The organism is Sphingobacterium lumbrici (assembly GCF_006476045.1).
Lineage (GTDB): Bacteria > Bacteroidota > Bacteroidia > Sphingobacteriales > Sphingobacteriaceae > Sphingobacterium > Sphingobacterium lumbrici.
Map to the genome: position 1 here is coordinate 1,940 of NZ_ML636799.1, position 1,657 is coordinate 3,596.

Sequence of the window (1,657 nt, forward strand, 5' to 3'; positions counted from 1 at the left end):
CTCTTTACTAAGTAATAACCATGTAATAACGTAACGAGTACCGGTATCGGTTCTCTAGAAAGGAGGTATTCCAGCCGCACCTTCCGGTACGGCTACCTTGTTACGACTTAGCCCCAATTATCGGTTTTACCCTAACACGCTCCTTGCGGTTACATGCTTTAGGCACCCCCAACTTTCATGGCTTGACGGGCGGTGTGTACAAGGCCCGGGAACGTATTCACCGCGTCATTGCTGATACGCGATTACTAGCGAATCCAACTTCACGGGGTCGAGTTGCAGACCCCGATCCGAACTGTGAACGGCTTTTCGAGATTAGCATCACATTGCTGTGTAGCTGCCCGCTGTACCGTCCATTGTAGCACGTGTGTAGCCCCGGACGTAAGGGCCATGATGACTTGACGTCGTCCCCACCTTCCTCTCTGCTTACGCAGGCAGTCTGTCTAGAGTCCCCACCTTAACGTGCTGGCAACTAAACATAGGGGTTGCGCTCGTTGCGGGACTTAACCCAACACCTCACGGCACGAGCTGACGACAGCCATGCAGCACCTAGTTTCCTGTCCCGAAGGACGAATGCGTCTCTGCATTCTTCAGTAACTTTCAAGCCCGGGTAAGGTTCCTCGCGTATCATCGAATTAAACCACATGCTCCTCCGCTTGTGCGGGCCCCCGTCAATTCCTTTGAGTTTCACCCTTGCGGGCGTACTCCCCAGGTGGATAACTTAACGCTTTCGCTTGGACGCTAACGGTATATCGCTAACATCGAGTTATCATCGTTTAGGGCGTGGACTACCAGGGTATCTAATCCTGTTCGATCCCCACGCTTTCGTGCATCAGCGTCAATCACTGCTTAGATAGCTGCCTTCGCAATCGGTGTTCTGAGACATATCTATGCATTTCACCGCTACTTGTCTCATTCCGCCATCTTCAACAGCATTCAAGCCATTCAGTATCAAAGGCACTGCGACAGTTGAGCTGCCGTCTTTCACCACTGACTTAAATGGCCGCCTACGCACCCTTTAAACCCAATAAATCCGGATAACGCTCGGATCCTCCGTATTACCGCGGCTGCTGGCACGGAGTTAGCCGATCCTTATTCTTCCGGTACATTCAGCCCTCTACTCGTAGAGGGGGTTATTCCCGGACAAAAGCAGTTTACAACCCATAGGGCAGTCATCCTGCACGCGGCATGGCTGGTTCAGGGTTGCCCCCATTGACCAATATTCCTTACTGCTGCCTCCCGTAGGAGTCTGGTCCGTGTCTCAGTACCAGTGTGGGGGATTCTCCTCTCAGAGCCCCTAGACATCGTCGCCTTGGTGGGCCGTTACCCCGCCAACTAGCTAATGTCACGCGAGCCCATCCATATCCTATAAATATTTAAACAGGTCATCATGCGATATCCTGTTGTTATGCGGTGTTAATCCGGATTTCTCCGGGCTATCCCCCTGATATGGGTAGGTTGCTCACGCGTTACGCACCCGTGCGCCACTCTCACCGAAATCGAGCAAGCTCTCCTCCGGATCCCGTCCGACTTGCATGTATTAGGCCTGCCGCTAGCGTTCATCCTGAGCCAGGATCAAACTCTCCATTGTAAAATGAAGTGTAAGATCAAGACTATTTATAATAAATAGAATTGTCTTGTTTTTATATCTATCCCGAAC

At 51.5% G+C, this 1,657-nt stretch carries 1 rRNA gene; it reads right to left on the reverse strand.

What is annotated here, in order from left to right:
- Nucleotides 1–58: 58 nt before the first annotated feature.
- Nucleotides 59–1,588: ribosomal RNA gene (locus E4F24_RS00005) — 16S ribosomal RNA — on the reverse strand.
- Nucleotides 1,589–1,657: the final 69 nt, after the last annotated feature.